Consider the following 22,163-nt stretch of genomic DNA (forward strand, 5'->3'; position numbering starts at 1 on the left):
TGCGCAGGGATCGTGTTCCCGGCTTGTGCGTGTTCCGGGAGGAATTAGTCGCCTTCGCCCGGATCAGCGCTGAAATACAGCTCGAACTTGCCCTTTTCGCCCTTGTGCGCGTCGGCGTCTTCGGGCGGTGCCTTCTGGCTGGTGATGTTGGGCCACACGGCCGAATACTGCGTGTTCAGCTCAAGCCACTTTTCGAGCCCATTTTCGGTATCGGGCAAAATCGCCTCGGCCGGGCATTCAGGCTCGCACACGCCGCAATCGATGCATTCGCTGGGATTGATCACCAGCATGTTCTCGCCTTCGTAGAAGCAATCGACCGGGCACACCTCCACACAGTCGGTGTACTTGCACTTGATGCAGTCTTCGGTGACGACGTAAGTCATTGCGGCTCTTTCAAAAGCGGTCTTGGGACGTGGCGGGCGGAGAGCCTGCGTTGGGAGGCGTTGCTGCTATGGCGTTTTGCCATTTAGGGTCAAGACCGCCACCGTCAACCTCCCGATAATGCGAACGTGCTTCGGCCGGGGACCCGCGCCGATCAGGCAGGGTGACGACCTCGATCACCCGTACGGTGCCGCCGAGGGCCAGCGTCAGCACATCTCCGCTACGCACCGGCTCGGCGCCGCGCAGCACATGCTTTCTGTTGCGCCGCAAAGCGTGGGTATCGATCAGTGCCTGCGCGGCAGAGCGGGTGCGGGCGAGGCGGAGATAGACCAGCAAACGGTCGATCCGAATCGTGTCTCCCCGCGTCGCTTGCGTCATCCCTTGAGCAGGTCCGCCAGCTTGTCGAAGGCACCCCCGGCGCGGGCCGGGCCGGTGTCGACGGGGGGTCTGGCAGGGGTCTGAACCCTGTCTGGGCCAGGCCGAGGGGCCCGCTGGCCGCTGTCACGCGGGGGCCTTCCTTTTCCGGTCTTGCCGACGCTCTTGTCCTTGCCGTGCTGCTGGCGCTGGTCTTTGCGATCAGGCCTGCGTTCCGAGCGCTGATCGTTGCCCTCACCCGGGCGGCGCGGGCGCCAGTGCCAGCGATCGGGTGCGGGCGGCCCGAATGCGCCTTCGGCCAAGGTCCGTGCCTTGTCACACCGGAACCCGGCGCTGCCGAGCAGGCGGCGGGCATTCTCTGCCTCAAGCCCGATCGAGACCGCCAGTGCCAGATCCAGTCGGAAGGCGCGGTTGCGTTCCTTGGGATGTGCGGCCGTGGCCACGGCGCGGCCATCAAACGCGGCACGCAGGATTTTTTCGGCCAGATCGACCCGGATCGCCTGCGATCCGGCATAGCGGTATCCCGCAGGCAAACGCCCCTTGGCCCAGCCACCCTCGGCCAGAACCGGCAGCATAGCTTCCTGCAACGGGCGCAGGTCCAGACCCAGCGCGTGCAGCAAGCGGCGCGGGGCAGGCTTCAGCAGGCCCGCGGCAAAGATGTCGAGCGCGCCAAAGGTGATGCCCAGCTTGCGCAAGTAGGGGCGCATTTCCTTGGGCAGATGCTCCAGCCCGGCATCCTCACGGCTGATGACGCCGCGCGCTTCGATCAGGGTGATGACCAGCGCGCGGGCCTGCGATCCGGCCTCGGGATCGCGGGCAGCCTCGGCCAGCTTGCGCAACGGTTCCAGTGGCTCAAGCTGCGTGTCGAGCCATGCGGCCAGACCCGCTTCCAGCTTCGCCTTGGCTGTTTCGGGCAACAGCACAAGATCGCGGGTCAGGGCGAGGCGCGGCGTGCCGAAATTGCCTGCGCCGGGATGGCCGGGAAAGGTTATCTCGGCCAGAGAACGGCCTTGCCAGCGGACCGCACCACCGCTGATTGCCAGTTCCGCGATGCCTTGCGAAAGCAGCCAGTCCGCCCGTTCGGCCAGCAGCGCGGGCAGCGCCTTTTCGCCTGCCGCCAGCAACATCCGGCGATCCGCCACGCCCGCATCGGGATCGACATGAAAGCGGAAGCCTTCAAGGCGGCCGATGCTTTCACCTTCCACGGTCAACTGGCCATCGGGTTCGAGTGTAACGGGCAGCGCGCTTGCGTCCTGCCCCAGCGATTTCATCAAAAGTGTCGTCCTTCGGTTCACGAAGCGCTCGGTCAGCCGCGCGTGCAGCGCATCCGAAAGCTTCGCCTCGACCGCGCGTGCTCGCGCAGCCATTTCGTCGCGTGCCAGAACCCAATCGGGCCGCTGGCAAATATAGGCCCAGCTGCGAATCGCCGCAATCCGGCCTTGCAGCGTGTCGATGTCGCCCTGCATCCGGTCAAGCTCGGCGATGCGCGCCGCCACAAAATCGGCGCCCAGATAGCCCTGAGCCAGATCATCCCACAACCGCGCCACGAACCGCGCGTGCTGTTCGACGCCAAGATTGCGGAAATCGGGAAGCGAACACGCCTCCCAGAACCGCCGCACGCTTCCCGCCCCGCGCACGCTGCGTCCGGTATCGTCCTCGGCCAGCCGCCGCAGCACCGCCATGTCGATGGCTTCGGGCGCACCGCGCAGCACCGCGTGATTGGGCCGCGCTTCCAGATCCGCGATAAGTGCAGGCAGCGAATCAAACCGCGGGGTGGCGTCGCGCCAGTACAGATGCGTGAGCGGCGCGAACTTGTGTTCCTCGATCGCGTAGACTTCTTCATCGGTGAAGGCGAGCGGTTCGCCCGTCTCGCCCTTGCCGGTGCCCGACAACGTGCCGAAAGTGCCATCGCGCTGATGCCGCCCGGCGCGGCCAGCGATCTGCGCCATTTCCGACGGGGTCAGCCGGCGCTTGCGGCGCCCGTCGAACTTGCTGAGCGCCGCAAAGGCGACATGATCCAGATCGAGGTTCAGCCCCATGCCGATCGCATCGGTGGCGACGATGTAATCCACCTCGCCTGACTGGAACATCGCGACCTGTTTGTTGCGGGTTTCGGGCGAGAGCGCGCCCATCACCACCGCCGCGCCGCCGCGAAAGCGCCGCAAGGCTTCAGCCATGGCGTAGACCTGCTCAACCGAGAAGGCGACCACGGCGGAGCGTTTGGGCAGGCGCGAAAGCTTGCACACCCCGGCATGGGACAAGGTCGAAAAGCGCGGGCGGCTGGTGATGTCCGCGCCCGGAATCAGCGCCCTGACCATCGGTTCGAGCGTGGCGGAACCCAGGATCATCGTTTCTTCACGTCCGCGCACGTTCATCAGCCGGTCGGTAAAGATGTGCCCGCGTTCCGGATCGGCGCCCAGCTGTGCCTCGTCAATCGCGACAAAGGCGTGCTGGCCGCTGACCCGTGGCATGGCCTCGGCGGTGCACAGGAAATAGCGCGCTTGCGGAGGTTCGATCCGTTCTTCGCCAGTGATCAGTGCGACCTGCTTGTCACCTTTTAGCGCGCGCACCCGGTCATACACTTCGCGCGCCAGAAGGCGCAGCGGGAATCCCATCATGCCGCTGGAATGGCCACACATCCGTTCAATCGCCAGGTGTGTTTTGCCGGTGTTGGTCGGGCCGAGCACGGCGCGCACACCTGCGTTACGGGCGGCATCACCGGCGGCGTCGCGGGACGTGGTGTCGCGCGGGCGGGCGGGACGAGCGGGCGGGGGGGCTGGCACGATGTTGGGGTTCTGTCAGGCTTGCACCTTTCGGGCAAGGGCGGTGATTGGTTCGCACGGCGCATAAGGGAAACGCCTTATCCCGTCGCAGAGGCCGTTGGTCGCTGGTTAACCCCGGATTTACTATGATCGGGCAAAGATATGCGACATGGCCACGGCGGATGTCGGACGGAGCGCGTTCGGATCAGCTGGGGCTCTTGGGGCATCAATGTTGGATCATGCGCATAAATTGACAGATGGGCACCCACCCGATGATGCGGCTGACCCGGCGGCGCCGGGAGATCCGCGCCCGATTGGTCCTGTCGCACACCAGCCGGTCAGCCCGGATACCGCGCGCGATTTGCTGCCCTATTTTCGCAGCGCCAGAAAGCTTGCCGCGCCAACCGCCAAACAGATCGCGCAGCGTAAGGCGGCAGCGAAGCTGGACAGGTCTGTGGCGCGTTACGATGCGTGGCGTCATGACGCATCGCAGTGGTTCGACCGGCTCGATCTCGCGCCCGATCTGGCCGAGGATATCGGCAGCCGCCGCTGGCTGCGCGGGCTGGGAACCATGGTGGGGTTGGGCGTGGCGGCGCTGGCGTTCTGGCCCGATCTCACCCCGCTCGAAGCGCGTGCCGCCATGCCGCAGACCCCTAAAGTGGCAAGCGAGCTGCGCAGCCAGATGATCCTGCCGCTGGCCCTGGGCGCCGATAGTGGCCGGCGCATGGGGCCGACTGCGGCGGTGATCCCGCTTAAAAGCGCGCCGGAACGGCCGCAGATTCAGATGGTGCTGACGCTGGCGTCGGGTGACAATTTTGTCTCCATGCTACGCCGTGCGGGTGTTGCAAGCGGGGATATTGATCGCGCTTCGGCCCTTGTGAGCCAGGCGGTGGCCGTGGGCGATCTTGCACCGGGTACACAGATGGACCTGCTGCTGGGCCGCCGTCCTGCGCCGGGCCAGCCGCGCCCGCTCGATAACCTCGCGTTTCGCGCGCGGTTTGACTTGCAATTGGAACTGACCCGTCCGGGAGTCGGCACCTTTGCCGAGGATGGCACGCCTGTGGCGCCCTCCGGCCCGCTGGCGTTGAAACGCAATATCATCCGCGTCGATGAAACGCCGCTGCGGGTGCGCGGGATCGTGGGATCGAGCCTTTACCGTTCGATGCGGCAGGCCGGTGTCCCGGCCAGCGCTGTGCAGGACTATCTCAAAGCGCTCGACGCGCAGGTGGATATGGACCGCGAAGTCGGTTCTGCGGACGAATTCGACATCATCATCGCCTATCGCCGCGCCGCCACGGGCGAGCGCCAAGCGGGGCAATTGCTCTACGCCGGGATCGACCGCGGCGGGCGTCCGCGCACGCAGTTGATGCGCTGGGGCAGCGAAGGGCGGTTCTACGAAGCATCGGGTGTGGGCGAGCAGCGGCGCGGCCTGTTGGCGCCGGTGCCAGGGCCCATTTCGTCGAGTTTCGGAATGCGCCGCCACCCGATCCTGGGCTATCGCCGGATGCACGCCGGAATGGATTTCAAGGCGCGGTACGGCACGCCAATCGTCGCGGTCAGCGATGGCCGGGTCAGCAGCGCCGGGCGCGCCGGCGGCTGCGGCATCGCGGTGCGGCTGGAGCATGGCGGCGCGCTGTCCACCCGCTATTGCCACATGAGCCAGATGGCGGTGCGCAGCGGCCAGCAGGTGCGGCGCGGTCAGGTGATCGGCTATGTCGGTTCGACCGGCCTGTCGACCGGCCCGCATCTCCATTACGAAATGTACCGCGGCGGTCGTGTGATCAATCCGGCCACCGTTGCCTTCGTCACCCGCGCGGAGTTGGATGGCACCGAACTGCTCGATTTCCGCCGCCAGCTGATCCGGCTGAAGGAAATCGAAGTCGGCGCCGCGCTTTCGGATCTTGAACCCTTGCCAACCGAGGTGAAGGAGCCGGTGCGCGAGATCGAGAAAATCGATACCGCACGATTGCAGACCGGCGGCGGGACACGCGCTGCGGACCTTTAACGCAGATTGGTAACGGGGACTTGTGGCTTGGCAGAAATTGCGCATAAGCCCCTTGGTATGACCGGACATTTTCCCAACACCCGCCTGCGCCGCACCCGTTCCACCGGCTGGAGCCGTGCGCTCCACCGCGAAACGCTGCTGACCCCCGCCGATCTCATCTGGCCGCTGTTCGTGACAGCGGGAACCGCGGTGGAGGAACCGATTGCCACGCTGCCCGGCGTCTCGCGCTGGTCGGTCGATGGGATCGTGGCGCGGGCCAAGGAAGCGGCCGCGCTTGGTATACCGGTGGTGGCGTTGTTCCCCAACACGCCCCATGATCTGCGCAGCGATGACGGGGCCGAAGCGCACAATCCCGACAATCTGATGTGCCAGGCGATCCGCGCCATCAAGGACGCTTGTGGAGACTCCATCGGCGTGCTGACCGATGTGGCGCTGGACCCTTACACCAGCCACGGGCAGGACGGGCTGGTGAATGATGCCGGCTATGTCGTGAATGACGCGACTGTGGCCACGCTGGTCGATCAGGCGGTCAATCAGGCCAATGCCGGCGCGGATATCATCGCGCCGTCTGACATGATGGATGGCCGCATCGGCGCGATCCGCATGGCGCTGGAGATGAACGGGCACCACAACGTCCAGATCATGTCCTACGCCGCCAAATATGCGAGCGCGTTCTATGGCCCGTTCCGCGACGCGGTGGGCAGCAGCGGCCTGCTGAAAGGGGACAAGAAAGCCTACCAGATGGACCCGGCCAATGGCGAAGAGGCGATGCGCGAAGTGGCGCTCGACATTGCCGAGGGCGCAGACAGCGTGATGGTGAAGCCCGGCCTTGCCTATCTCGACATCATTTACCGCGTCCGCCAGCGTTTCGATGTGCCGGTGTTCGCCTATCAGGTGAGCGGCGAATACGCGATGATCGAGGCCGCGCACGCAGCCGGGATCGGGGATCGTGATGCGCTGGCGCTGGAAAAGCTGATCGCGTTCAAACGTGCCGGGTGCAGCGGTATCCTGACCTATCACGCCGCGCACATCGCCCGCCTTCTCAATGGCTGACAGCGTGCCGGAATGCCGGGCGGCGTTTCACCAGGAAACCGCCCGTCTGGTGCTGCGCGATTGGCGCGCAGCGGATTGGGAGGCGTTCTGGCAGGCGACCAACACCCCTGCGGTGATGCGCTGGCTGGGCGGCGTTGCTGACGCCCAAACCCGCGCGGCGGCACGCGAACGGCTGGAGGGCTATCAGCGCGACCACGGCCACACCTTCTGGGTCGTGGAGCGCAAGGCGGATCGCGCGGTGCTGGGCTTTTGCGGCTTGAAACGCTCCAACCAGGCGGGCGGGCCGCAAGGCATGATGGAGGTCGGCTGGCGCTTGCGTGAGGATGCCTGGGGGCAGGGCTATGCGAAGGAGGCGGCCACTGCCGCACTCGACCTCGCATTCGGCCGGTTCGGCGCCGACGAAGTGATTGCGCTGACGGTGGAGCGCAACACCGCAAGCTGGGGCCTGATGCGGCGGCTGGGGATGGCGCGGCGCGCGGATCTCGACTTCGACAGCCCCGATTTCGATCCCGAAAACCCGCGCATCATCGCCCATGCCATCACACAAGAGTGCTGGCTGGCGGCATGACGGCATCCGTTCTGATGACTGAGCGGCTGGTGCTACGCCAGCTGGGCGCAGGTGACCTTGATGCCCACATGGCGCTATTCAACACCCCTGCCGTCATGCGCCACCTGGGCGGGGTGTGGCCGCGCGACGTGATCGCGGAAAAGCACGCCGCCTCGCGCGCCAGCTTTGCCGCAGAAGGGTTCGGGTTCATGATGGCCGAAGAACGCGAGAGCGGTGACATCGTCGCCCATTGCGGGTTGCGCCGGGTGGCCCACCCCATGGCGCCCAACCCCGAGGATCACGAGATCGGCTGGCTGGTGCGCGAGGATCGCTGGCGGATGGGCTATGCCTATGAAGCGATGCGCGCTGTGGTCGACTGGGCCTTTGCCGTCCACGCCGCGCCGCAACTGGTGGCGATCACGGTCAACAAGAATGTCGGCAGCTGGGGGCTGATGAAAAAGCTGGGAATGCAGCGCCGGGCCGACCTCGATTTCCCTGAAAACGATCGGACACCCGATCTTAACCATAACATCGTATACGGGATCACCCATCAGCAATGGATTGATCGCACATGACATCTCCCCGCCGCGCGCTGTTTGTTGCGGCCATTCTTGCTGGCAGTTTTCTGTTGTTCCTGGTCCAGCCGCTGATGGCGCGTCTGGCTTTGCCGCGGCTGGGGGGCACACCCAATGTCTGGAACAGCGCGATGCTGGTTTATCAGGCGCTGCTGTTGGGCGGATATGCCTATGCCCACGCAATCGGCAGATTGCCGCTGCGACGCCAGTTGCTGCTGCACACCGGGTTGCTTGCTCTTGCGGCGCTGACCTTGCCGCTGGGCTTGGCAGATCTGTCCGATTTCGGACCGGGAATGGAAGCGTTGTGGGTGCCGGCGTTGCTGTTTGCATCAGTGGGGCCGGTGTTCTTCCTGATTTCGGCGCAGGCGCCGCTGATTCAGCGCTGGTATGCCGCCGATCCCCAGGCGGGTGATCCCTACCCGCTGTATGCCGCATCGAACCTTGGCAGTTTTGGCGGGTTGCTATGCTATCCGATTCTGATCGAGCCGTTTTTGCCGCTGGGCCAGCAAAGCCTGATCTGGAGCCTGGGTTACGGCGCCATGCTGGTGCTGCTGCTGTTTGTCGTGGGGGCCCGATGGAAAAGCAGCGCACCCGATCAATCAGCCGCGGCCGTGGGCGATGATGCCGTCGATGCCGCTCCGATCGGTTGGCAACGGATCGCGTTGTGGCTGGCGCTGGCAGCAGTGCCTTCGGGCCTGATGCTGTCGACCACCACGCATCTGACCACCGACATTTTTGCCATGCCGTTGTTGTGGGTCATCCCGCTGGGAGTCTACCTGCTCAGCTTCAGCGTGGCCTTTGCCGAAAACCGCCTGCTGGCCCGCGTCATCACGCGCACCACGCCGTTTGTTGTGCTGCTGTCAGGCGGGATGGCAATGGTGTCGCAATCTGGTGGCGGGATCGGACTGATGGTGGCTGCGGTGATCTTGCTGTTTGTCATCGCCGTTGCGCTGCACGCCAGGATGTATGACCTGCGCCCCGATGCGTCGCGATTGACCCTGTTTTATCTGGTGATGTCGGCGGGCGGCGCGCTGGGCGGATTGTTCACCGCCCTGATTGCACCGCTGGTGTTCGACTGGGTGTGGGAACATCCCCTGCTGGTGTTCGCTGCAGCGGCGCTGATCCCGCTGGGCGGACTGATGGCTTGGCACAATCGGCTGGCGGCGTATCAGAAGCGGCGCCTGGTGCTGATCGCGGCGGGGCTTGCACTGTCCTTTGTGCTGGGCTGGTACCAGTTCACTTCCACCGCCGGTGTAGCGAACATGGGGGCGGGGCCGGCCTATTTCGCCCTCGCGCTCGTGGCCTTGCTGCTCAAGTTCAATCGGCTTGCCTTTGTGGCGGTGTTTGGCGTGATGATGGTGAGCGTTGGCGCCCCGGGGCACGGCAGCGCCTATGCCAAGGGGGAGCGGTTGCGCAGCTATTTCGGGGTCTACACCGTCACCGATCTGCCGACCTACGGCTTTCGCCAGATCACCCACGGCACCACCTTGCACGGCCGCCAGTATCTGAGCGCGCAGCGACGCCGGGAACCGACCACCTATTATGGTCGCAGTGCCGGTGTCGGGCTGGTGCTGGCCAATGCCGCGGCGGTTTATGGTCCGGGCGCCAATGTCGGGATCGTGGGCCTGGGGGCCGGTACGCTGGCCTGCTATCGCGCGCCGGACCAGACCTACCGCTTTTACGAGATCGATCCGGCGATCCTCGATTTTTCGACCCGCGGGCAGTTCACGTATCTCTCTGATTGTGCACCGAACAGCGAAACGATCATTGGTGACGCCCGGATTGAACTCGAACGCGGACCTGCGGCGCAATATGACGTGCTGGTGGTGGACGCGTTCTCGTCTGACGCCATCCCGCTGCATCTGCTCACCCGCGAGGCGCTGGCGGCCTATCGCCGCACGCTCACGCCCAACGGCGCGGTGCTGATCCACATCTCCAACCGCTTCATCGAGCTTGAACCGGTCGTGGCGGCGCTGGCGCAGGATGCCGGGATGTCTTCCGCCGTGCGGTTTGATGTACCGGACACATCAGCCGATCTCACAGCGTCGAAATGGGTGGTCTTGTCACCTTCGGCGCAATCGCTGGCAGCGATCCAGCAGGCGAGCGGCGCCGACAAGTGGACCGCGCTGGATAGGCCCGCAGGATCGGTGTGGAGCGACGAATATGCCTCGACACTGCCGCATTTCCGCTGGAACACGTTGATCGGACAAAAACCCTGACACGAGTGCCCGATATGCTGCCGAGCCCCGAACACCTGCCCATCCGGCCGGGCGTCACGATTGTCCCGATTCACGGGAAAACCCCCCGAATCCATGAAACCGCGTTCATCGCGCCCGGCTGCACGATCATCGGCGATGTCGCAATCGGGGCGGGCAGTTCCGTCTGGTACAATTGCGTGCTGCGCGCCGACGTGTTTTCGATCCGCATCGGGGAACGCAGCAATGTGCAGGACGGCAGCATCCTGCATTGTGACCCGCCGCGCCCGGGTGATCCCGATGGCTGTCCGCTCATTATCGGCGATGATGTGCTGATCGGTCACATGGCGATGGTGCATGGTTGCACGATCCACGACCGTGGCTTTGTCGGCCTGGGCGCGATTGTGATGAACAAGGCGGTGGTCGCGTCCGACGCCATGCTGGCGGCCGGCGCCATGCTGACCGAGCGCAAGGTGATGGGGCCGCGCGAATTATGGGCTGGGCGGCCCGCCACGAAGATGAAGGATCTGGACGATGCGGCTGTGGCCGGGATGCGCATGGGCGTGATGCACTACGCCGAAAATGCCAAGGCCCACGCCGCCGCGATTGCTGCCGCGATATGATCTAGCGTAGCAGGTCCACTTCAGCGGCGAAGGGCGCGGCGGGATCAATAATCCGCCATTCCTCCGGTCTGCGGCTGTCGATGACGACCACCGCGCCCTTGGGGCAGATATCGAGGCAGGGCACTTCGATCACTCCGACCTTCGCCTTGCGGCCCTTGCCTGCGCTCAATTCGCGCTTCAGCGCAGCGGCCAGGCGCTTGTTGTCAGGCCCGAAGCCGTGGCCCTTCTTTTCCACCTTCTTCGCGCATTTCTTGCACACCAGCACGGCGTGCGACCAGTTGGAACGGATTTTCGTCTTCATTCAGACTCCAACCGGTGCGGCGGCATTTTGATCCGTAGCGCGGCCGCCCACAGCGTCACCGCAAGACCCGCCGCCGCCGCGGCGGCCCAGACCGGCGCGTGGGCGGACAACGCGCCGCCCGTGGCGGCCCCGATGGCAAGCGCGCTCCACAACAGGCCATATCCCCGCGTGGACGGCAGCGGCGCGCCGGCCAGCCTCGCAGCCACGCCCTGTCCGAAGCGCACCAGTGCGCCGGTCATATAGGTCACGCCCACAGTCACCTCGCCATCGCGGGCAAAGACGTTGTTGGCCAAACCCATCGCCACCGCTGATGCGCTGAGGAAGGGGATGGCCCAGCCCACGACGAGCAAGCCAGCGGCGCTGACCAGCAGCCCGGCAACCAATCCGAGCAGAACCGGCTTGCGGCGTTCAGCCTGCCACCGTCCGATCAGCGCGCCGACAATCACGCCGGCCAGAAAGCAACCGATCAGCCCCAAGGGCGCCAGCGCCAGCGCAGGCCGCTCCACCAGATCGACACCCATCCGGGTGGTGTTGCCGGACATGAAGCTGGTGAAATACCCGCCCGCGACCACGAATCCGGTCGCATCGACCAGCCCCGCCAACGCGGCGAGGCCCAGGGCGAGGCGTTGGCGCGCGGGGTCGTAACGGTGCATTGTGCGCTTGCGGTCAGGCGGCAGGCGGTTTGCGCAGATATTTCATCATGTGGCCGACATAATCGATCTTGCCGATGGCGAGACCCTCGGCCCGCAGAATTGCATAGACGCTCATCACATGAAAATAGACCTGCGGCATGGCCCAATCGCGGCAATATTCGTGCGCCTGCATCACAAAGGTCATGCCGTTGGGCAGCGTGAATTCCACCGTATCCTCGGCCGCAGGCCAGGCGGCAGGATCGGCCGCCGCCGCCAGTTCGCGCGCGGCAGCGATGCGCGCGCGCGCATCGGCCAGTGTTGCCGGGTCGTCGTCGCTTGCCGTGAAAGCCGCTCCCGTCAGCCGGCCCAGCACTTCGCCCGGCATGTTGCAGACGAACCGCAGCTGCGTGGAAAGCGGGAACATGTCTTCGGCCAGCCGCGCGCTCAGCAGCGCATCGCCTCGCTCGTGCGCGCTCGCCTTGGTGACAAGCGTGTTCAGCGTGGCGAGCATATTTGTATAGGTCGCAAGCGCGGCCGTGGCGTAGGACATGGTTCTCTCCCGTTGATGTGGGAGGGGACGTAAGCCGCGCCCATCGCTTTATCAATCAGTCCTTGATCAACGCCCGCAAGGTCTCCAGCCGGTCTGCCTCGTGCGCGGGTTTGTCCCACCGGATGCGGTGGATGCGGGGGAACCGCATGGCAAGGCCGCTCTTGTGGCGTTTGGAGGCGTGGACGCTGTCGAACGCCACTTCGAACACCAATTCACGCTTCACTTCGCGCACCGGGCCAAAGCGGTTGAGGGTGTTCTGCCGCACAAACTTGTCGAGCTGTTTCAATTCGGCATCGGTGAAGCCGGTATAGGCCTTGCCCACCGGCAACAACTCCGCGCCCGAATCCGCGTCGCCATCCCAGCAGCCGAAGGTGAAGTCCGAATGGAAGCTCGATCGCTTGCCTGACCCGCGCTGGGCATACATCACCACGCAATCAATCAGCAGCGGATCGCGCTTCCACTTGTACCATAGCGCGACCTTGCGCCCCGCTACATAGGGGCTCTCGCGATGCTTGAGCATCAGCCCCTCGATCGCCTCATCACGCGCAGTGTCGCGGATGGCGGCGAGTGCGGCAAAATCCTCGGCCTCGACCAGGGCGGACAGATCGAAATGGCTGGCGGACAGGCGCGCCATCAGGGCCTCCAAAGTTGCGCGGCGCGACTTCCACGGCTGTTCGCGCCAGTCGGTGCCGTCCAGCAGCAGCACATCGTAAAGCCGGATGAAGGCGGGGTACTCCTTCAGCATCTTGGCAGGTACGGTCTTGCGACCGAGCCGCTGCTGAAGCGCATTGAAACTCGCCGCGCCACCCTGCGTAGTATCATTGGCCTCACCCCCCTGGGCGGAGCCGCGCACCAGCAATTCGCCATCGAGCACCGCGTCCATCGGCAGCACGTCCAGCAATTCGGGGAAGGTGGCGGAAATATCGTCGCCCGAGCGCGAATAGACCCGCGTTTCGCCGGCCGTTCGCACCAGCTGCACCCGGATGCCGTCCCACTTCCACTCAGCGGCGTAATCCTTGAGGTCGACCTCACCATCGTCCAGCGGGTGGGCGAGCATGAACGGCCTGAACCGCGGCACACCGGCCAGATCAGGCGGAGGCGCGCCACCGGCCGCCCAGGCGAACAGATCGGTGTAGGGCGGGGTGAGGGCGTGCCAATATTCCTCGACCTCCTCCACCGCGACAGCAAAGGCCTGTGCAAACGCGGTTTTCGCAAGCCGCGCCGAAATGCCGACCCGCATTCCGCCCGTGGCCAGCTTGATCAGGGCATAGCGGCCCTTGGCGTCCATCCGATCGAACAGGCCGGGCAACTCCCTGGGCGCGGTGGCGCGGGTGAGGGCGGCGAGGCGATCGACTACTTCGGCCAGCGTCAGCGGTGGCTGCGGCGCGGCATCCTCCGGCTCGGGCCAGAGCAGGCTCGCCGTCTCCGCCGTGTCACCCACAAAATCGCGGCTCATTGCCCACAAGGCGGGATCGACCCGTTCCAGCATCAGATTGCGGATGGTCGCGGATTTGACGGCGGGGAAATCGAGCGCTTCGGTCAAACCCGCCATCGCCCAGCCGCGATCGGGATCAGGGGCCGCGCGCAGATAGGTGGCAATCAGCGCCAATTTGCGGTTGCGGCTGGTGGTATAGACCAGCGCGTCGAGCAGGGCGGCAAACTCCTCCATCAGCCCGCCGCCTCGTGTTCATTGTACCGCCATGCGAATCGGCTAAAGCATGAGTCCGACGCCTCGCATCCCGACGTCTTCACCAAGGATTCGCCTCTATGAAGTTCATTCCGCTTGCCGCCCTCGGCCTTGCCGCCGCCGCTCTGACCGCCCCGGCTTTCGCTGACGATAGCGCCGCTGCCACGACCGCCACGGCTGCCGCCTTCACGATCGACACCCCGATCGAAGTGTTGATGGCGGACGAACGCGCCAACGCCGTGGTCGCCAAGCATTTCGGTGGGCAGGATCTGGCGCAGCATCCGGCCTATGAACAGTTCAAGACGCTCAGCCTCAAGGCGGTCGCGCCGTTCTCGCAAGGCCTGATAACCGACGAGATGCTCGAAAAGATCGCTGCCGATCTGGCCACGATTCAGGACGCCTGATGGTTCGGGGACGAGGGTGATAGTCATCCTTGTCCTCACTCGTCTTCGTCTTCTCGGCCAACCAGTGCGAGCGCCCGTGCACGGCGCTGGCTGAGTTCGCACCAGCGCAACAGCGCTTCTTCGCGGCCATGGGTTATCCAGGTTTCCTGCGGGTTCACTTCGCGAATGGTGCGGGTCAATTCGTTCCAGTCGGCATGATCGGAGATGACCAGCGGTAGCTCGACTCCGCGCTGGCGGGCGCGGGCGCGCACCCGCATCCAGCCGCTTGCCATGGCGGTGATGGGATCGGGCAGACGGCGGCTCCAACGGTCATTCAAGGCGGAGGGCGGCGCGATGACGATGTGGCCGCGCATCTGCTCCTTGGTCGCATCGCTCACCAGCCTGAGATCGCCCAGCGCGACGCCGTGTTCCTCATACAGCCGGCACATCGCCTCCATCGCCCCGTGGAGCCAGATCGTGTCCGTGTGCCCTGCGGCGCGCAATTCCGCGATCACGCGCTGCGCCTTGCCCAGTGCATAGGCGCCCACAAGCACGCAGGCATCGGGGTTTCCCGTGCGAGCATCGAGCAGCTTGGCGATTTCCTCGCCGATGGGGGGATGGGTGAAGACGGGCAGGCCGAAGGTCGCCTCGGTGATGAAGACATCGCAGGGGGTGACTTCAAACAGCGCACAGGTCGGATCGGGCACGCGCTTGTAATCGCCGGTGATCACGACTCGCTCGCCCGCGTGCTCGAACAGGATTTGCGATGATCCCAGCACATGACCGGCCGGCATATAGGTCGCGGTCACGCCGCCGCCGATGCTGACCGTTTCGCCATAGGCTACGGGCTGCGCGCCTTCCGCCGTGGCGTAGCGCAGCTTCATTATCGCGAGCGTTTCCGGTGTCGCAATCGTGATCCCATGCCCGCCGCGAGCGTGATCGGCGTGGCCATGGGTGACCAGCGCCCGCGGGACGGCACGCGAAGGATCGACCCAGGCATCGGCCGGCACGACATGAATGCCCCACGGTTCGGGCCGGATCCAGGAAAAGGGGGCGGTCATGGTGTCCTAAACAACAAGGGCGCGAGAGAGGTTCCTCTCCCGCGCCCCGTTTTGTGGTGTGATTCGCCTTAGCCTTCGTCGGTTTCCGGCGCGGGCTTCTTGACCGTGGCTTTCTTGGCCGCAGGCTTTTTCTTGGCCGGCTTCACCTTGGGCGGGGCCGGAGTCATTTCAAAGCTCGGCTTGCCATCCTTCACCGTGACATGGACCTCGCCGCCTTCGGCCAGCTTGCCGAACAGCAGTTCTTCGGCGAGCGGTTGCTTGATCTTGTCCTGGATCAGGCGAGACATCGGGCGGGCGCCGTAGAGCTTGTCATAGCCCTTGTCGCCCAGCCATGTCCGCGCATCGCTGTCGAACTGGATGTGGACGTTCTGTTCGGCGAGCTGCAATTCCAGCTGAAGGATGAACTTGTCGACCACACGGGCCACGATGCTCTTGCCCAGATAGGCGAAGGGCACGATCGCATCCAGGCGGTTGCGGAATTCCGGCGTGAACATCTTGTTCACTGCCTCGGTCCCGGCATCGGCCTTGCTGACATCGCCAAACCCGATTCCGCTGCGCGCCATGTCCGATGCGCCGGCATTGGTGGTCATGATCAGCACCACGTTGCGGAAATCGACGGTCTTGCCGTGGTGATCGGTCAGGCGGCCATTATCCATCACCTGCAACAGGATGTTGAACAGGTCGGGGTGGGCCTTCTCGATCTCGTCGAGCAACAACACACAATGCGGGTTCTGGTCGATCGCATCGGTCAGCAAGCCGCCCTGATCATAACCGACATAGCCCGGAGGCGCGCCGATCAGGCGGGAGACGCTGTGACGCTCCATATATTCGGACATGTCGAACCGCTTGAGTTCGATCCCCATGATCGTGGCAAGTTGACGCGCGACTTCGGTTTTCCCGACGCCGGTGGGGCCGGAGAACAGAAAGCTGCCGATCGGTTTGTCCGGATCGCGCAGACCGGCACGGCTCAGCTTCATCGCGGTCGAAAGCCGCTGGATCGCCTCGTCCTGACCGAAAACGACGTGCTTGAGATCGCGTTCGAGGTTCTCGAGCGCGCGCTTGTCATCCTTGCTTACCGACTTGGGCGGGATGCGCGCCATGGTCGCGATGACCATTTCGATCTCGCGGGCGGTGATCGTCTTCTTGCGGCGGCTGGGCGGCACCAGCATCTGCATTGCGCCGACTTCGTCGATCACGTCGATCGCCTTGTCGGGCAGCTTGCGATCATTGATGTAACGCGCCGACAATTCCACCGCGGTTTTGATCGCATCGGGCGTGTACTTGACCTTGTGGTGATCTTCGAAGGCCGAACGCAGACCTTTGAGGATCTTGATCGTGTCTTCGATGGTGGGTTCGTTCACGTCGATCTTCTGGAACCGGCGCAGCAAGGCGCGGTCCTTTTCGAAGTGGTTGCGAAACTCCTTGTAGGTCGTGCTACCGATGCAACGGATCGCGCCGCTCGACAGCGCAGGCTTGAGCAGGTTCGAGGCATCCATCGCCCCGCCGCTGGTGGCGCCGGCACCGATCACGGTGTGGATTTCGTCAATGAACAGCACCGCGTGCGGCATCGCTTCCAACTCGGTGACGACCTGCTTCAGGCGTTCCTCGAAATCGCCGCGATAGCGTGTGCCCGCCAGCAGCGCGCCCATGTCGAGCGAATAGATCACTGCGGGCGCCAGCACCTCGGGCACTTCGCCTTCGATGATCTTGCGCGCCAGCCCTTCGGCAATCGCGGTCTTGCCTACGCCCGGATCGCCCACATACAGCGGATTGTTCTTCGAACGGCGGCACAGGATCTGGATCGTCCGGTCAACCTCCGGCCCGCGACCGATCAGCGGATCGATCTTGCCATTGGCCGCCTTGGCGTTGAGGTTGACGGTGAACTGGTCGAGCGCGGTTTCCTTCTTGCTGCCGCCTGACTCTTTGGACTGCGCCGGTTCGTCGGCCTTGTCAGTGCCGCTGGAGCCTTTCGGTTCGATCTGGCGGCCGCCCTTGCCGATGCCGTGGCTGATGAAGCTGACGGCATCCAGACGGCTCATGTCCTGCTGCTGCAGGAAATAGACGGCGTAGCTATCGCGTTCGGAAAACAGCGCGACCAGCACGTTGGCACCGGTCACGGTGTCCTTGCCGCTCGACTGCACGTGCAGAATGGCGCGCTGGATCACCCGCTGGAAGCCCGCCGTGGGCTGCGGATCGGCGCCTTCTTCGGTTTTCAGCGACTGGTATTCCTGATCGAGGTATTGCTTCACCACTTCGCTCAGTTCGGCCAGATCGACGCCGCAGGCCGCCATCACGGCGGCGCCGTCCTCATCATCGATCAATGCCAGCAACAGGTGTTCAAGCGTGGCATATTCGTGCCGCCGTTCGGAGGCGTTACCAAGGGCGTTGTGCAGCGTGCGTTCGAGATTTTGGGCGAAGCTGGGCATGGGTGAGGCCTCTATCTGCGGGAGGGTGCTCGTGGCGAAAGAGCGGAGTGAGCCGGTTTCCAATAATATGGGATGGACTGCGCAAATTGCGAATCCCCTAAAGGTGATACGCTGAGAGTTACGGGGAAAGATACGGGTTGGATCATCCATTGCCTTTCGCAAACAGCGCATCTGCGGCGGCGCGGTGGGCGGCGGCTGTGTCCCGGTGGGCTGTTACCCGTGCAATTTCGGCGTGGAGCAGGGCGATCCGGTCATTCAATTCGGCCTGCGAATAGGGGCCGAGATCTTCGGCTGCGAGGCGACTCGCCGCGTCTCCGCTTGGCCTGGGACGATCCGGTTCTTCCATTGAGACGCAGCATCAGGGGGAAGCGGCTTGCTGTCAATCGGCGAGACGGTTATTCGCGCTGGCACGTTGGTTATCGGGGTCGTGGTTATCGGGGCCGTGCGTAAGGGGACACTACAGATGATCGCAGGCCATGGGGCACATTTGCCCGAGACAATGCAGGCGATCGGCTTCGATGCGCCCGGCGGCCCGGACGTGCTGCGGCCCGAAACCGTGCCGCTGCCGCGCCTGCGCCCCGATGACGTGCTGATCAAGGTGGCCTTTGCCGGGGTCAACCGCCCCGATTGCCTGCAACGCGCCGGAATGTACCCTGCGCCCAAGGGTGCCTCGCCGCTGCTGGGGCTGGAGGTATCGGGCGAAGTGGTCGCGGTTGGCACCGAAGTTCCGCGCGAGATGATCGGGCAGATGGTGGCCGCACTGACGCCGGGCGGCGGTTATGCTGAATACTGCGCGGCGCATTGGCAGCACTGCCTACCTGTGCCTGACGGCATGATGCTGTCCGAAGCGGCCGCTGTGCCCGAAACGCTGTTCACCGTCTGGCATAATCTGTTCGAGCGTGGCCTGGCACGCGACGGCGAGACTGTACTGATCCACGGTGGCACGTCCGGCATCGGCACCATGGCGATTATGCTGGGCAAAGCCTTTGGTCTGCACGTGATCGTCACCTGCGGCGACACCGCCAAATGCGCCGCCGCCACGCGGATCGGCGCAGACCTTGCGATCAATTACCGCGAGACCGACTATGTCGAGGCGGTGGTGGCCCATACCGGGGGCAAGGGCGTGCACGTGGTGCTCGACATGGTTTCGGGCGATTACGTAGGCCGCAATCTCAAATGTCTGGCCGAAGATGGCCGTCACGTCACCATCGCAGTGCTGGGCGGGGCCAAGGCCGATCTGAACATGGCGCTGGTCATGATGAAGCGCCTGACCCTGACCGGATCGACGCTGCGCCCGCGCACCGATGGGTTCAAGGCCGCGCTCGCGGACGAAATCGCCGACAATGCCTGGCCGTTGTTTGCCGACGGCGAACTGTCCCCGGTGATGGACAGGACCTTTCCGCTGGCCGAGGCCGCCGCCGCCCATGCGCGCATGGAAGCGGGCGAACATATCGGCAAGATCGTGCTGGAGGTTTCGAGGCCCGAAGACGCTGGCTGACGCCTTCACGCTGCCCGGAAGGTTCACGCGCCGCGGACGTGAGGCGACAACCAACCCGGTTTTCCGCCCAAAAACGCCCGTTTTTGCCATCGGCCCGGCATAAAAGCCCGATCTGACTCGGAACCGTCATTTGGTTGCGCAATCCCTGTAACAATAGCCTGTCATGGCAGCAGCACAGCCAGACGCGTTATTCGGGGATTGCGCATGACCGGTTCCGACCTGTCCGATCTGATCGGCAACAATGTCGCCAGCCTTCCGCTGAGTGCACCCAGAACGCCCGAGCCCGAAGGGGTCGACCGGCGCAGCTTCCGCACAATCTGGATCAGCGACGTGCATCTGGGCACCAAAGGCTGCAACGCCGCCCTGCTGATCGATTTCCTCGACCACACCGACAGCGAGACGATCTACCTTGTCGGCGACATTATCGATGGCTGGCGGCTGAAGAAGAAGTTTTACTGGCCGGCCGCGCATAATGACATTGTCTGGCGGATCATGAAGCGCGCCCGGCGCGGCACGCGGGTGGTCTATATTCCCGGCAATCATGACGAGATGTTCCGCCAGTTCACCGGCCTGAATTTCGGCGGGATCGAGATCCGCCGCGCCGCGTTCCACGATACCGCCGACGGGCGGCGCCTGATGGTGCTGCACGGGGATGAATTTGACGCGGTGATGCTGTCGCACCGCTGGCTCGCCTTCGTGGGCGATCATGCCTATCATTTGATGATGAAGCTCAACGCCACCGTGAACGCGGTTCGCCGCGCGTTGGGCAAGCCTTACTGGTCGCTCAGCAAGGCAGCCAAGCACAAGGTCAAGAACGCGGTCGAATTCATCGGCAAATACGAAGAAGTCGTCGCCCGCGCCGCTGGGGAGCGCGGGGTGGACGGGGTGGTGTGCGGTCACATCCACACCGCCGAATTCCGCACCTTCGAGCATAATGGCCGCCCGATCGAATACTGGAACGATGGCGACTGGGTCGAAGGTTGCAATGCGCTGGTCGAACATCACGACGGGCGGATGGAAATCCTCTACTGGCCCGAAGAAATGAAGCGCCGCATCGCAGCGGCCGAGGCTTCGCAAGCCACCAGTCCGGCCGATCCTGCCCGCGAGGCGGCGTGAACCGGTACACCACGATCCAGCCCGAACACGGCACTTCTACAAGCTCTGCTTCGATCGCGCCAGCTTGTATCGCCATCGTTACGGACGCCTGGCATCCGCAGGCCAACGGGGTGGTGCGCACGCTGTCGACCACCTGCGACGTGCTGCGCGGCTGGGGCCATGACGTCACGGTGATTTCGCCCGAAGGCTATCCTTCGATCCCGGCGCCCACCTATCCCGAAATTCGCCTCGCCCTGACCGCGCCGGGAGCCGTTGGCCGGCAATTGGCGCGTATTGCACCGCAGGCGGTGCATATCGCCACCGAAGGCCCGCTGGGGCTGGCGGCGCGGCGCTATTGTCTGCGGCGCAAGGTGCCGTTCACGACCGCCTATCATACCCAGTTTCCCGATTACCTCGCGCGCCGCACCCGCCTGCCCGCAAGCGTCTTTTGGCCCTATATCCGCTGGTTTCACCGCCCGGCGCAAAGCATCATGGTCGCCACCGAGACGATCCGCGCCCAGCTGCGCGAACAGGGGCTCACCCGGCTTACCCCCTGGAGCCGCGGCGTGGATCTGGCGTGTTTCTCGCCCGCCGCCCCGCCGCCGCCCGAATATGCGCAATTGCAGGGGCCAATCCTGCTCTATGTCGGGCGGATCGCGGTCGAGAAGAATATCGCGGCGTTTCTGGCCTGCCCCTATCCCGGCACCAAGGTGGTGGTGGGCGATGGCCCGGCGCGGGCAGGGTTGCAGGCGAAGTTCCCCGATGCGCTGTTCCTGGGCAAACGCAGCGGGACGGAGCTGGCGGGCTGTTATGCCGGCGCCGATGTGTTCGTCTTTCCCAGCCGCACCGACACCTTCGGCCTTGTGATGATCGAGGCGCTGGCCTGCGGGACACCCGTGGCCGCTTTCCCGGTGCCCGGGCCGCTCGACATCGTCACCGTTGCCGTCGGCGCACTGTCGGAGGACCTTAACCGCGCCATCGACGCCGCCCGCTATTGCGACCGTTCGGCCTGCGCCGCCTATGGCGCGGGGTTTTCGTGGGAGGCCGCCACGCAGCAGTTCCTGGCCGGTCTGGTGCCCCTGCCATCGGACAAGGCCACCGCGCTTCAGGCAGCGCATTTGTTTTGATTCAAGGTTTGCTTGCCGTTTCGCCGCGCTTGGCCTATCTGTGTTTTGCTGTGGCCGCTCCGAAAGGGGCGGCCCTTTCATTTTCAACGGAGATTTCCCCATGGCGACCAAGGATCAGCCCAAGCCGCTGATGCCGCATGCCACTGCGACGTGGCTGGTGGACAACACCGCGCTCTCGTTTGAGCAGATTGCGGAGTTCTGCGGCCTCCACATCCTCGAAGTGCAGGCGATGGCCGATGATCTGGCCAGCAGCAAGTACACCGGGCGCGATCCGGTGCACGCGGGCGAATTGACGCAAGGCGAAATCGACAAGGGGCAGGAAGACGCGACCTATTCGCTGCGGATGCATAAGGCCCCGGTCGAAGTGACCCGCACCAAAGGCCCGCGCTACACCCCGGTGTCCAAGCGGCAGGACAAGCCCGATGGCATCGCGTGGATTTTGCGCAGCTATCCGGCCGTGTCGGATGCGCAGATCGGCAAGCTGATCGGCACCACCCGCAACACCATCGGTGCGATCCGGGATCGCAGCCACTGGAACATCCAGAACATCACCCCCAAGGATCCGGTGACTCTGGGCCTGTGCTCGCAGCGCGAGCTTGACGCGATGGTCGCCAAGGCGGCCAAGCGTGCCGGGATCGTCGAAGATGTCGATGCGCCCGCCAAGCCCGAGCGTAATGATCGCGAGAACCTGATCGCGGAATTGCGCGCCGAGCGTGACGCCAACGTGCAGGCTGCGGGCAAGGCCGCGCAGGAAGCCGAGGCCGAAGCCTGGCTCGCCGCGCGCCGTGCCGCCGAAGCCGCCGAAGAAAAGATCGACCCCGAAAGCGGGTTCATCTCCAACTGATATGACGGTGCCGGGGCCAGGGCCGGAGCGTGTTCCGGCCGCC

21 protein-coding genes are annotated in these 22,163 nt (G+C 64.6%); 11 read left to right on the plus strand and 10 right to left on the minus strand.

Annotated elements, in window-relative coordinates:
* Nucleotides 1–44: 44 nt before the first annotated feature.
* The 3 genes from fdxA to ACRANW_RS02690 are packed head-to-tail and all read right to left on the minus strand — an operon-like array spanning nucleotide 45 to nucleotide 3,395.
* Nucleotides 45–383: a ferredoxin FdxA gene (gene fdxA / locus ACRANW_RS02680; RefSeq protein ID WP_479433024.1), complete on the minus strand. Its 339-nt coding sequence runs from the start codon at nucleotides 381–383 to the stop codon at nucleotides 45–47.
* Between the two features lie 10 nt (nucleotides 384–393).
* Nucleotides 394–759 carry a S4 domain-containing protein gene (locus ACRANW_RS02685; protein WP_479433025.1) on the minus strand — a complete coding sequence of 122 codons (366 nt, stop codon included), beginning with the start codon at nucleotides 757–759 and terminating at the stop codon, nucleotides 394–396.
* On the minus strand, nucleotides 756–3,395 hold the full coding sequence (locus ACRANW_RS02690; RefSeq protein ID WP_479433994.1) for a helicase-related protein: 2,640 nt from the start codon (nucleotides 3,393–3,395) through the stop codon (nucleotides 756–758). Before ACRANW_RS02690 ends, ACRANW_RS02685 begins: the two co-directional genes overlap by 4 nt.
* 373 nt (nucleotides 3,396–3,768) lie before the next feature.
* Between ACRANW_RS02690 and ACRANW_RS02695 the strand changes: the two genes are divergently transcribed.
* The 6 genes from ACRANW_RS02695 to ACRANW_RS02720 are packed head-to-tail and all read left to right on the plus strand — an operon-like array spanning nucleotide 3,769 to nucleotide 10,516.
* Nucleotides 3,769–5,523, plus strand: coding sequence for a peptidoglycan DD-metalloendopeptidase family protein (locus ACRANW_RS02695; RefSeq protein ID WP_479433026.1), 1,755 nt, complete (start codon nucleotides 3,769–3,771; stop codon nucleotides 5,521–5,523).
* 57 nt (nucleotides 5,524–5,580) lie between these two features.
* Nucleotides 5,581–6,576, plus strand: a complete 996-nt coding sequence (gene hemB, locus ACRANW_RS02700; RefSeq protein ID WP_479433027.1) for a porphobilinogen synthase — start codon at nucleotides 5,581–5,583, stop codon at nucleotides 6,574–6,576.
* On the plus strand, nucleotides 6,569–7,144 hold the full coding sequence (locus ACRANW_RS02705; protein WP_479433028.1) for a GNAT family N-acetyltransferase: 576 nt from the start codon (nucleotides 6,569–6,571) through the stop codon (nucleotides 7,142–7,144). Before hemB ends, ACRANW_RS02705 begins: the two co-directional genes overlap by 8 nt.
* Entirely contained in the window at nucleotides 7,141–7,698 is a 558-nt protein-coding gene (locus tag ACRANW_RS02710) for a GNAT family N-acetyltransferase (RefSeq protein ID WP_479433029.1), read from the plus strand. Before ACRANW_RS02705 ends, ACRANW_RS02710 begins: the two co-directional genes overlap by 4 nt.
* Nucleotides 7,695–9,917: a spermidine synthase gene (locus ACRANW_RS02715; protein ID WP_479433030.1), complete on the plus strand. Its 2,223-nt coding sequence runs from the start codon at nucleotides 7,695–7,697 to the stop codon at nucleotides 9,915–9,917. Before ACRANW_RS02710 ends, ACRANW_RS02715 begins: the two co-directional genes overlap by 4 nt.
* A gap of 14 nt (nucleotides 9,918–9,931) precedes the next feature.
* Nucleotides 9,932–10,516 (plus strand): gamma carbonic anhydrase family protein, encoded by a 585-nt coding sequence (locus tag ACRANW_RS02720; protein ID WP_479433031.1) that lies wholly within the window; start codon nucleotides 9,932–9,934, stop codon nucleotides 10,514–10,516.
* Nucleotide 10,517: 1 nt separating this feature from the next.
* On the opposite strand, the gene ACRANW_RS02725 is transcribed toward ACRANW_RS02720, so the two are convergent.
* Genes ACRANW_RS02725 through ACRANW_RS02740 form a run of 4 tightly spaced genes read right to left on the minus strand, consistent with a single transcriptional unit; the run spans nucleotide 10,518 to nucleotide 13,668 of the window.
* Nucleotides 10,518–10,817, minus strand: coding sequence for a (2Fe-2S) ferredoxin domain-containing protein (locus ACRANW_RS02725; RefSeq protein ID WP_479433032.1), 300 nt, complete (start codon nucleotides 10,815–10,817; stop codon nucleotides 10,518–10,520).
* A complete protein-coding gene (locus tag ACRANW_RS02730) occupies nucleotides 10,814–11,470 on the minus strand; it encodes a YoaK family protein (RefSeq protein ID WP_479433033.1) in 657 nt (218 codons plus the stop codon). Before ACRANW_RS02730 ends, ACRANW_RS02725 begins: the two co-directional genes overlap by 4 nt.
* Before the next feature lie 13 nt (nucleotides 11,471–11,483).
* Nucleotides 11,484–11,999, minus strand: coding sequence for a DUF1993 family protein (locus ACRANW_RS02735; protein ID WP_479433034.1), 516 nt, complete (start codon nucleotides 11,997–11,999; stop codon nucleotides 11,484–11,486).
* Between the two features lie 55 nt (nucleotides 12,000–12,054).
* Entirely contained in the window at nucleotides 12,055–13,668 is a 1,614-nt protein-coding gene (locus ACRANW_RS02740; RefSeq protein ID WP_479433035.1) for a cisplatin damage response ATP-dependent DNA ligase, read from the minus strand.
* A 98-nt stretch (nucleotides 13,669–13,766) separates the two neighbouring features.
* On the opposite strand from ACRANW_RS02740, the gene ACRANW_RS02745 reads away from it, so the two are divergent.
* The gene (locus tag ACRANW_RS02745) at nucleotides 13,767–14,090 is read left to right on the plus strand and encodes a hypothetical protein (protein WP_479433036.1); all 324 of its coding nucleotides are present in this window, start codon (nucleotides 13,767–13,769) and stop codon (nucleotides 14,088–14,090) included.
* Between the two features lie 35 nt (nucleotides 14,091–14,125).
* On the opposite strand, the gene ACRANW_RS02750 is transcribed toward ACRANW_RS02745, so the two are convergent.
* The 3 genes from ACRANW_RS02750 to ACRANW_RS02760 form a co-directional block, all read right to left on the minus strand.
* Nucleotides 14,126–15,130 (minus strand): ligase-associated DNA damage response exonuclease, encoded by a 1,005-nt coding sequence (locus ACRANW_RS02750; protein WP_479433037.1) that lies wholly within the window; start codon nucleotides 15,128–15,130, stop codon nucleotides 14,126–14,128.
* Nucleotides 15,131–15,198: 68 nt separating this feature from the next.
* A complete protein-coding gene (gene clpA / locus ACRANW_RS02755; protein ID WP_479433038.1) occupies nucleotides 15,199–17,556 on the minus strand; it encodes an ATP-dependent Clp protease ATP-binding subunit ClpA in 2,358 nt (785 codons plus the stop codon).
* Between the two features lie 142 nt (nucleotides 17,557–17,698).
* Nucleotides 17,699–17,902: a DUF1192 family protein gene (locus ACRANW_RS02760; protein ID WP_479433039.1), complete on the minus strand. Its 204-nt coding sequence runs from the start codon at nucleotides 17,900–17,902 to the stop codon at nucleotides 17,699–17,701.
* Between the two features lie 117 nt (nucleotides 17,903–18,019).
* Here ACRANW_RS02760 and ACRANW_RS02765 point away from each other — a divergent pair, with 117 nt between their 5' ends.
* The 4 genes from ACRANW_RS02765 (at nucleotide 18,020) to ACRANW_RS02780 (ending at nucleotide 22,120) form a co-directional block, all read left to right on the plus strand.
* A complete protein-coding gene (locus ACRANW_RS02765; RefSeq protein ID WP_479433040.1) occupies nucleotides 18,020–19,054 on the plus strand; it encodes an NAD(P)H-quinone oxidoreductase in 1,035 nt (344 codons plus the stop codon).
* A gap of 204 nt (nucleotides 19,055–19,258) precedes the next feature.
* Nucleotides 19,259–20,170 carry a UDP-2,3-diacylglucosamine diphosphatase gene (locus ACRANW_RS02770; protein WP_479433041.1) on the plus strand — a complete coding sequence of 304 codons (912 nt, stop codon included), beginning with the start codon at nucleotides 19,259–19,261 and terminating at the stop codon, nucleotides 20,168–20,170.
* A 53-nt stretch (nucleotides 20,171–20,223) separates the two neighbouring features.
* Nucleotides 20,224–21,276 (plus strand): glycosyltransferase family 4 protein, encoded by a 1,053-nt coding sequence (locus ACRANW_RS02775; RefSeq protein ID WP_479433995.1) that lies wholly within the window; start codon nucleotides 20,224–20,226, stop codon nucleotides 21,274–21,276.
* 100 nt (nucleotides 21,277–21,376) lie between these two features.
* Nucleotides 21,377–22,120 (plus strand): DUF1013 domain-containing protein, encoded by a 744-nt coding sequence (locus tag ACRANW_RS02780; RefSeq protein ID WP_479433042.1) that lies wholly within the window; start codon nucleotides 21,377–21,379, stop codon nucleotides 22,118–22,120.
* The last annotated feature ends 43 nt before the right edge of the window (nucleotides 22,121–22,163 follow it).

The sequence above is a fragment of the Erythrobacter sp. 'gip.4 top 5' genome, from assembly GCF_056495765.1.

Excerpts from the sequence above, each read along its gene's own strand:
- fdxA (WP_479433024.1), bottom strand. The coding sequence starts at position 383 with ATGACTTACGTCGTCACCGAAGACTGCATCAAGTGCAAGTACACCGAC.
- ACRANW_RS02685 (WP_479433025.1), bottom strand. The coding sequence starts at position 759 with ATGACGCAAGCGACGCGGGGAGACACGATTCGGATCGACCGTTTGCTG.
- ACRANW_RS02690 (WP_479433994.1), bottom strand. The coding sequence starts at position 3,395 with ATGTGTGGCCATTCCAGCGGCATGATGGGATTCCCGCTGCGCCTTCTG.
- hemB (WP_479433027.1), top strand. The coding sequence starts at position 5,581 with ATGACCGGACATTTTCCCAACACCCGCCTGCGCCGCACCCGTTCCACC.
- ACRANW_RS02705 (WP_479433028.1), top strand. The coding sequence starts at position 6,569 with ATGGCTGACAGCGTGCCGGAATGCCGGGCGGCGTTTCACCAGGAAACC.
- ACRANW_RS02710 (WP_479433029.1), top strand. The coding sequence starts at position 7,141 with ATGACGGCATCCGTTCTGATGACTGAGCGGCTGGTGCTACGCCAGCTG.
- ACRANW_RS02715 (WP_479433030.1), top strand. The coding sequence starts at position 7,695 with ATGACATCTCCCCGCCGCGCGCTGTTTGTTGCGGCCATTCTTGCTGGC.
- ACRANW_RS02720 (WP_479433031.1), top strand. The coding sequence starts at position 9,932 with ATGCTGCCGAGCCCCGAACACCTGCCCATCCGGCCGGGCGTCACGATT.
- ACRANW_RS02725 (WP_479433032.1), bottom strand. The coding sequence starts at position 10,817 with ATGAAGACGAAAATCCGTTCCAACTGGTCGCACGCCGTGCTGGTGTGC.
- ACRANW_RS02730 (WP_479433033.1), bottom strand. The coding sequence starts at position 11,470 with ATGCACCGTTACGACCCCGCGCGCCAACGCCTCGCCCTGGGCCTCGCC.
- ACRANW_RS02735 (WP_479433034.1), bottom strand. The coding sequence starts at position 11,999 with ATGTCCTACGCCACGGCCGCGCTTGCGACCTATACAAATATGCTCGCC.
- ACRANW_RS02740 (WP_479433035.1), bottom strand. The coding sequence starts at position 13,668 with ATGGAGGAGTTTGCCGCCCTGCTCGACGCGCTGGTCTATACCACCAGC.
- ACRANW_RS02745 (WP_479433036.1), top strand. The coding sequence starts at position 13,767 with ATGAAGTTCATTCCGCTTGCCGCCCTCGGCCTTGCCGCCGCCGCTCTG.
- ACRANW_RS02750 (WP_479433037.1), bottom strand. The coding sequence starts at position 15,130 with ATGACCGCCCCCTTTTCCTGGATCCGGCCCGAACCGTGGGGCATTCAT.
- clpA (WP_479433038.1), bottom strand. The coding sequence starts at position 17,556 with ATGCCCAGCTTCGCCCAAAATCTCGAACGCACGCTGCACAACGCCCTT.
- ACRANW_RS02760 (WP_479433039.1), bottom strand. The coding sequence starts at position 17,902 with ATGGAAGAACCGGATCGTCCCAGGCCAAGCGGAGACGCGGCGAGTCGC.
- ACRANW_RS02765 (WP_479433040.1), top strand. The coding sequence starts at position 18,020 with ATGATCGCAGGCCATGGGGCACATTTGCCCGAGACAATGCAGGCGATC.
- ACRANW_RS02770 (WP_479433041.1), top strand. The coding sequence starts at position 19,259 with ATGACCGGTTCCGACCTGTCCGATCTGATCGGCAACAATGTCGCCAGC.
- ACRANW_RS02780 (WP_479433042.1), top strand. The coding sequence starts at position 21,377 with ATGGCGACCAAGGATCAGCCCAAGCCGCTGATGCCGCATGCCACTGCG.